This is a genomic window from Streptomyces sp. MB09-01 (assembly GCF_033794505.1).
GTDB lineage: Bacteria > Actinomycetota > Actinomycetes > Streptomycetales > Streptomycetaceae > Streptomyces.
The window spans coordinates 1-6,346 of sequence record NZ_JARAYQ010000363.1 but is presented as its reverse complement, the minus strand read 5'-3'; the positions used below and the strand labels follow the sequence as shown (position 1 = coordinate 6,346).

Here is a 6,346-nt window from a genome sequence, read left to right as displayed (position 1 = left end):
CCCTCCACTCCCCCGCTCATCCCCCCTCGCGGAAACGACCGCGGAACAGCGTCGGAGCCCACGTCCGAGCCCGGAGGTCACGGCGTCTACGCGGTCGCTCGGAGCAGCAGCGGCCAAACAAGCAGAAAAGAGGAAAAGGCCGCCATTCGGGTTCGTCGGCAAGGCTGCGGGCACGCGCACCGTAGGGGACACGGCGCAGTACGGACCGGCACGCGAACCAGGACAGTCGGCAAGGAGGCACCATGAGGGCACTCACATGGCACGGCAAGCGGGACGTGCGCGTCGACACCGTCCCCGACCCCGCCATCCGCGCAGGTGACGACGTCATCGTCAAGATCACGACGACCGGCCTGTGCGGTTCCGACCTGCACCTCTACGAAGTGCTCGGACCCTTCCTCGACGTCGGCGACATCCTGGGTCACGAGCCCATGGGCATCGTCGTGGAGGTCGGACCCGAGGTCACCTCCGTGAAGCCCGGGGACCGGGTGGTCATCCCCTTCAACATCTCCTGCGGGCGGTGCTACATGTGCATCCGCGGGCTCCAGTCCCAGTGCGAGACGACGCAGGTCCACGAGCACGGCACCGGAGCCTCGCTCTTCGGCTACACGAAGCTCTACGGCCAGGTGCCGGGCGGCCAGGCCCAATATCTGCGCGTCCCGTTCGGCAACGCCCTCCCGGTCCCGGTCCCGGACGGGCCGCCCGACGAACGCTTCGTCTACCTTTCGGACGTCCTGCCCACGGCCTGGCAGGCGGTCCAGTACGCGGACATACCCCAGGACGGCAGCGTGGCCGTGCTGGGCCTCGGGCCGATCGGTGACATGAGCTGCCGCATAGCCGCCCACCAGGGCGCGGGTACGGTCATCGGGATCGACCTCGTTCCGGAACGCCTGGACCGGGCCCGTCGACGCGGTGTCCACACCCTGGACGTCCGGCAGAGCACCGAGGACCTGGCGGACGCCGTCCGCGACCTCACCGCCGGCCGGGGCCCCGACGCCGTCATCGACGCCGTGGGGATGGAAGCCCACGGGAGCCGCGTCGCCGCCGCCGCGCAGGGCGTGACGACCCTCCTGCCGGACGCCCTCGCCGCGGCCATGATGAAACACGCCGGCGTCGACCGGCTCTCCGCGCTCCACACCGCGATCGACCTCGTCCGCCGCGGCGGCACCGTCTCCGTGGCAGGGGTGTACGGCGGCGCGGCCGATCCCATGCCCGTCCTGACCATGTTCGACAAGCAGCTCACGCTGCGCATGGGCCAGGCCAACGTACGGCGCTGGGTCGACGACATCCTGCCGCTCCTCACCGACGCAGATCCGCTCGGCGTGGACGGTTTCGCCACGCACCGGCTGCCGCTCGAAGAGGCTCCGGACGCGTACGAGATGTTCCAGAAGAAGCGCGACGGCGCCGTCAAGGTCCTCTTCACCCCGTGATACGACGCGCCTGTCCCACCGAGGCGCCTTTCGGGCGGTGGCCCGACCGCTGCGATGTTTGTCCCGCCGAGCCAGGGGCACGCGCCGACCGGGGGTCCGTCCGTCCCCTCCCCGTGGAGGTAAGAGATCCATGACGTCGTTCGGCTACTTCCTCTCCTGCGAGGAATTCACCCCGGGCCAGTTGCTGGAGCAGGCCCGCCGGGCCGCGGATGCCGGCTTCACCCGCCTGGCCATCTCCGACCACTTCCATCCCTGGAACGACGCGCAGGGCAACAGCCCGCTGGTCTGGTCGATGATCGGAGCCCTGTCCCAGACCGTGGACCTGCCGGTGACCACCCTCGTCACCTGCCCCACCGTGCGCATGCACCCGGCCGTGACGGCCCAGGCCGCCGCCACGTCGAGCCGACTGCTGGAGGGACGTTTCGCCCTCGGCGTGGGTACCGGCGAAGCACTCAACGAACACATCCTCGGCGACCGCTGGCCCTCCTTCGACGAGCGTGCCGACATGCTGGAGGAAGCGGTCGAGGTGATGCGCAAGCTCTTCACGGGCCGCCAGATCAGCCACCGCGGCACGCACTACACGGTCGACAACGCCCGCCTCTACACCGCCCCGCACGGCCGACTGCCCGTCCACGTCTCCGGCTTCGGCCCCAAGGCCGCAGAACTGGCCGGCCGCATCGGCGACGGGTTCGTCACCATGGGCCCCGACCATGAGGCCATCGGTCGTTTCCGGGACGCCGGCGGTGGGGGAAAACCGGTGATCGGCGGTCTCAAGGTGTGCTGGGACACGGACCGGGACAGGGCCGTGGGCACCGCGCACCGCCTGTGGCCCACGGAACACCTCCCCGGTGAGCTGGCCCAGATCCTCCCGACACCGGCCCACTTCGAACAGGCGAGCCAACTCGTCACCCGCGAGCAGGTGTCGGAGAACGTCCCCTGCGGCGACGACGTCGAGGAGCACGTGGCCGCCGTGCGCGCCTACGTGGACGCGGGCTTCGAGGAGGTGTACATCGGGCAGATCGGCCCCGGTCAAGAGGCCTTCTTCGCCGCCTACCGCGAGAAGGTGCTGCCCGCCCTCGGCGGATGACCGACCGTGCCCGCGTTCCTCCGGCCCGTGCAGGCGCCGGCCATCGGCACCGGCCACCCGGCACCGGATGTCCCCGATCGGAGCGTTCGCCCATGCGCCACATCAATTCCCCGGCAGAACCGGGGCCGTCATTCCTCACCGTGTACCTGAACGATCACCTCACCGGCTCGAGTGCCGGCGTACGTCTCGCCCGGCGGATCGCCAAACGGCACCGCAGCACGGACGGAGGCCCGGGGCTCGCAGAGCTGGCGAAGCAGATCAAGGAGGACCAGCGGAGCCTGCGCCGCGTCATGCGCGACGTCCACGTCCCCGTACGACGCGTACACGAGGTCGTGGGCCGGATCGGCGAGACGGCGGGGCGGCTCAAGCCGAACGGGAACCTCGTCCGCCGCTCCCCGCTCAGCGATGTGGTCGAACTCGAGACGATGCTCCTGGGCGTCGAGGGCAAGGCCGCGTGCTGGCGGGCACTGCGCGAACTCGCCGCGACCGACGGACGCCTCGATGCCCCCGACCTCGACCGCCTCCTCGCCCGTGCGGACAACCAGGCCCTCATGTTGGACGGCCTGCGCCGGCGTCGCGCGGCCGAGGTCTTCGCGGCAGAACTCGAAGGGACGGCCCCGGCGCCTGTGCCCGGTGGCCCCCTCCGGCCGGCGGCCGGGCCCCGGTTGGGCTCGTGAACGCGGGATGAGCCGCTGCGCCCGCCGCTACGGGGCCGACGAGAACGGCACGCCTCCGCTACCAGGACCTCCTCGGTCCTGGCTCCGGCCGGAGTGAGCAGGCTCCCCGCCCCACACTCGGCCCGGGAGTACGTCCCGCATCCCTCGCGCGGCGCACGGCCCGCTCCGAAAGGGAACGGGCTCCCGCCCCCGTAGGCATGTGCGTACCGGAAGGGGGCAGGCGCAGATCATGGCGAAGGAATCCCGCCCGGCAGCCGACCGAATCGCCGAGCCGTGGGGCCTGCGGCCCCCCTGCGGCCGTGGCGCGCCCTGGCCCGTACGCGTCGCCGCGTACCTCGCCGCAGACCCCGACGGGGAGGGCGCCGGCGACGGCGCCGTCCGTGTGGACCGGTGGGTTCCGACGGCCTCGAACCTTCACTCCAACGGCGATGCGATGGAGCTGGCGGTGCGGGGGACGGCCGGCTCGTCGGTGTCCGGGGGGACGGCCCGCGACCGGGTCAACCGCGGCCGCCTCGACCCCAAGGACCTCTAGGGCTGGCAGGCGATCGCCTCGCCTGACCGCCTGACCCGGCCGCTGATCCGGGAGGACGGCGTCCAGCGGGAGGCCGACTGGGACACCGCGATGACCCGGATCACCGACCGCACCCGCGCGCTCCTCGACGGCCCCGGCCCCTCCTCGATCGGCTTCTACACCAGCGGCCAGCTGTTCCTGGAGAAGTACTACGCGCTGGCGGTCATCGCCCGCAGCGGTCTGGGCACCAAGCACCTCGACGGGAACACCAGGCTCTGCACGGCCACCGCCGGCGAGGCCCTCAAGGAGTCCTTCGGCTGCGACGGCCAGCCCGGTTCGTACGGCGACATCGACCACGCCGACACCATCGGCCTCTTCGGGCACAACATGGCGGAGACCCAGGGCGTGCTCTGGAGCCGGATCCTGGACCGTCTCGCCGGTCCGGAGCCGCCCGTCCTGCTGTGCGTCGATCCCCGCCCGCGCCCGGTGTCCGAGGCCGCCACGATCCACCTCCAGCCGAGGCCCGGCACCAACCTCGCCCTGATGAACGGCCTGCTGCACGAGGTGATCGCCGGCGGCTGGATCGATCCCGCCTACATCGAGGCGCACGTGACCGGCTTCGACCGCCTCGCCCGTCAGGTGGCCGGCTTTCCGGCCGACGCCGCCGCCGAGGCCACCGGGATCCCCGCCGAGCAGATCCGCGCCGCAGCCGGCCTCCTCGGCCAGGCCGGACGGCTGCTCTCCACCCGGCGAGGAGCCGTCCGGGCCAGGGCGCGCATCACCGGCATCCGGGAGGGCGTCCTCTTCCTGCCGTTCCACTACGGCTACTGGGACGCCCCCGAGGGAACCGGCCACCACCGGGCCGCGAACGAACTCACCCCCACCGCCTGGGACCCGGCCTCCAAGCAGCCCCTGTTCAAGACGGGTGCTGCCCGCATCACCCTGGCGGCCCAACTCTCCGGCCCGGCACCGGCACCCACGACCACCGCCTCGACGCCGGTGCCCGCCCCGGACGCGCGGCACGACGCGGGGGCGGGAGAGGCACCTCCATGACCCCGCTGGGCTGTTCCTCCTGATTGCGGCTGTGGTCCTGCTCGCCCCCCTCGCGGCTGCGGGCGACAGCAAGCTCGCGGCGGCTGTCGTCATCGGCTGCGTGGCCCTGCGCCTGGCTCTGGCAGGAACCCATCAGCTCACCTGGGCACCGGCCTGGGAGGACGCAGCGGGTGCGGTCGGCCTGGCGCTCACCGTCCTGGCTCTGTACGCCGGCACCGCCTTCGCGATGGAGGACGCGCGAGGCCGTCCCGTACTGCCCGTCGGCCGGCACGGATCCGGAGCGGAGGCCATGGAGGACGGTGCGGAGCCGGGAATCCGGAACCTGCTCTGACGGCGTGGAGCACATCCCGGCTTGTTCCGCGACCGCGGGTCGGCGGCCTACGGCAGGGTCCCCCGATCGGACTACGCCTCCAGCCTCACAGCGGGCAGCCCGGGCTCCGGCGTGTCACGGTGGCAAGGCGACGAGATGTCCCCACACGCGGGGCCCGGCCGGTCGAAGAAGCCACCCCGGCCGGGCCCCGCACCCAACCCCTCGCGTCCAGCCCCCTACGGCCCTGGGGTGAGGCCGGCCGGGTGACCGGCACACACACGGCGGCGGCCCATGCGGCCGGAGCCGGCTCACGGGCTCGCGAGGATGCACGGACCCCGTTCCCCGACCCCTTCAACAGCTGGAGATCTTCGTGCTGGAACGCAAGCGGCTCAAGGGCCGTACCCAGGTCACCTTCGTCCTCCCGGAGAACGCGCCGGAGGGGCCGGTGAGCGTGGTCGGGGACTTCAACCACTGGAACCCCGCCGCCCACCCCCTTGAAGCACGCGGTGACGGCACCCGCGCAGCCCGCGTCTCCCTTCCCGCGCACAGCAAGCACTCGTTCCGCTACCTCGCCGCCGGCGACTACTGGTTCGACGATGAGCAGGCCGACGGCCACGACGGCGCCAACAGCCGCCTGCACACCTGACGATGGCCAGGCCACGGACGACCATGCCCGTCCACCGTGGGCAACAAGGGCTCAGAGAGCTCGCGGTCCCGCCCGCGCAGCCGTGTCTGCCACGAACCGGCTCAGCCGATGGGTGCTCTGCTCCACCGGGCGTCGACACAGCGTGTCGATCCTGATCAGCGATTCGTCGATCCGCGCCTCCCGCAGACGGCGCAAGTGCGCGCGCAACTCCGCCTGGTCCCTTGTCTCAAGGACCACCTCCCACTGCCCCGCGTCCGGCGCAGTGCCAGCAGCCAGCCGCTGCCTCTCGGCCTCTTGCCGCCGCTTCCTCTTCCCCTGTCCTGGCACCGGCCCACGATCGCTCGCCGACGTCAGCACGGCAAGAGGCACGGGGGCGAGAACCAGGTCCGTCACCAGGCGATGTCCCGCCTGAGACTGCTCCTGGAACCGCTTCGGGTCACGGACGGGCCCACCGCCGCCAGGTTGCGGTGGGCTCGTTTGTCCGTTTCTCGGCGTCCAGCCGAGGTCAGACGGCAGGCGGGAACCTGTCCCAGGCACGGTGCTCGGCCAGCGCCGTCGTGAGTGCGTCCACGGCCGCGGTGCTGCTGTCGGTGACGGCGATGCCCGGTTCGTTTGCCGTGATGCCGACGGATTCG

6 protein-coding genes and 1 pseudogene are annotated in these 6,346 nt (G+C 71.9%); 6 read left to right on the top strand and 1 reads right to left on the bottom strand.

The features are described 5' to 3' along the window. Nucleotides 1-242 precede the first annotated feature (242 nt). The 6 genes and pseudogenes from PV721_RS39840 to PV721_RS39810 all read left to right on the top strand — a co-directional run bounded on the left by PV721_RS39840 (nucleotide 243) and on the right by PV721_RS39810 (nucleotide 5,711). Entirely contained in the window at nucleotides 243-1,427 is a 1,185-nt protein-coding gene (locus PV721_RS39840; protein WP_319733221.1) for an alcohol dehydrogenase catalytic domain-containing protein, read from the top strand. Between the two features lie 130 nt (nucleotides 1,428-1,557). Then, nucleotides 1,558-2,514: a TIGR03557 family F420-dependent LLM class oxidoreductase gene (locus PV721_RS39835; protein ID WP_319733219.1), complete on the top strand. Its 957-nt coding sequence runs from the start codon at nucleotides 1,558-1,560 to the stop codon at nucleotides 2,512-2,514. A gap of 140 nt (nucleotides 2,515-2,654) precedes the next feature. Then, nucleotides 2,655-3,191 (top strand): hypothetical protein, encoded by a 537-nt coding sequence (locus PV721_RS39830; protein WP_319733217.1) that lies wholly within the window; start codon nucleotides 2,655-2,657, stop codon nucleotides 3,189-3,191. Nucleotides 3,192-3,420: 229 nt separating this feature from the next. Then, nucleotides 3,421-4,755, top strand: a pseudogene (locus tag PV721_RS39825) (molybdopterin-dependent oxidoreductase). 31 nt (nucleotides 4,756-4,786) lie between these two features. Beyond that, nucleotides 4,787-5,086, top strand: a complete 300-nt coding sequence (locus tag PV721_RS39815) for a hypothetical protein (RefSeq protein WP_319733216.1) — start codon at nucleotides 4,787-4,789, stop codon at nucleotides 5,084-5,086. Nucleotides 5,087-5,435: 349 nt separating this feature from the next. After that, complete coding sequence (locus PV721_RS39810) at nucleotides 5,436-5,711, top strand: isoamylase early set domain-containing protein (protein ID WP_319733214.1); 276 nt, start codon at nucleotides 5,436-5,438, stop codon at nucleotides 5,709-5,711. Nucleotides 5,712-6,216: 505 nt separating this feature from the next. Here PV721_RS39810 and PV721_RS39805 read toward each other — a convergent pair. Continuing rightward, nucleotides 6,217-6,333, bottom strand: a complete 117-nt coding sequence (locus tag PV721_RS39805; protein WP_319733224.1) for a hypothetical protein — start codon at nucleotides 6,331-6,333, stop codon at nucleotides 6,217-6,219. Between the last annotated feature and the right edge of the window lie 13 nt (nucleotides 6,334-6,346).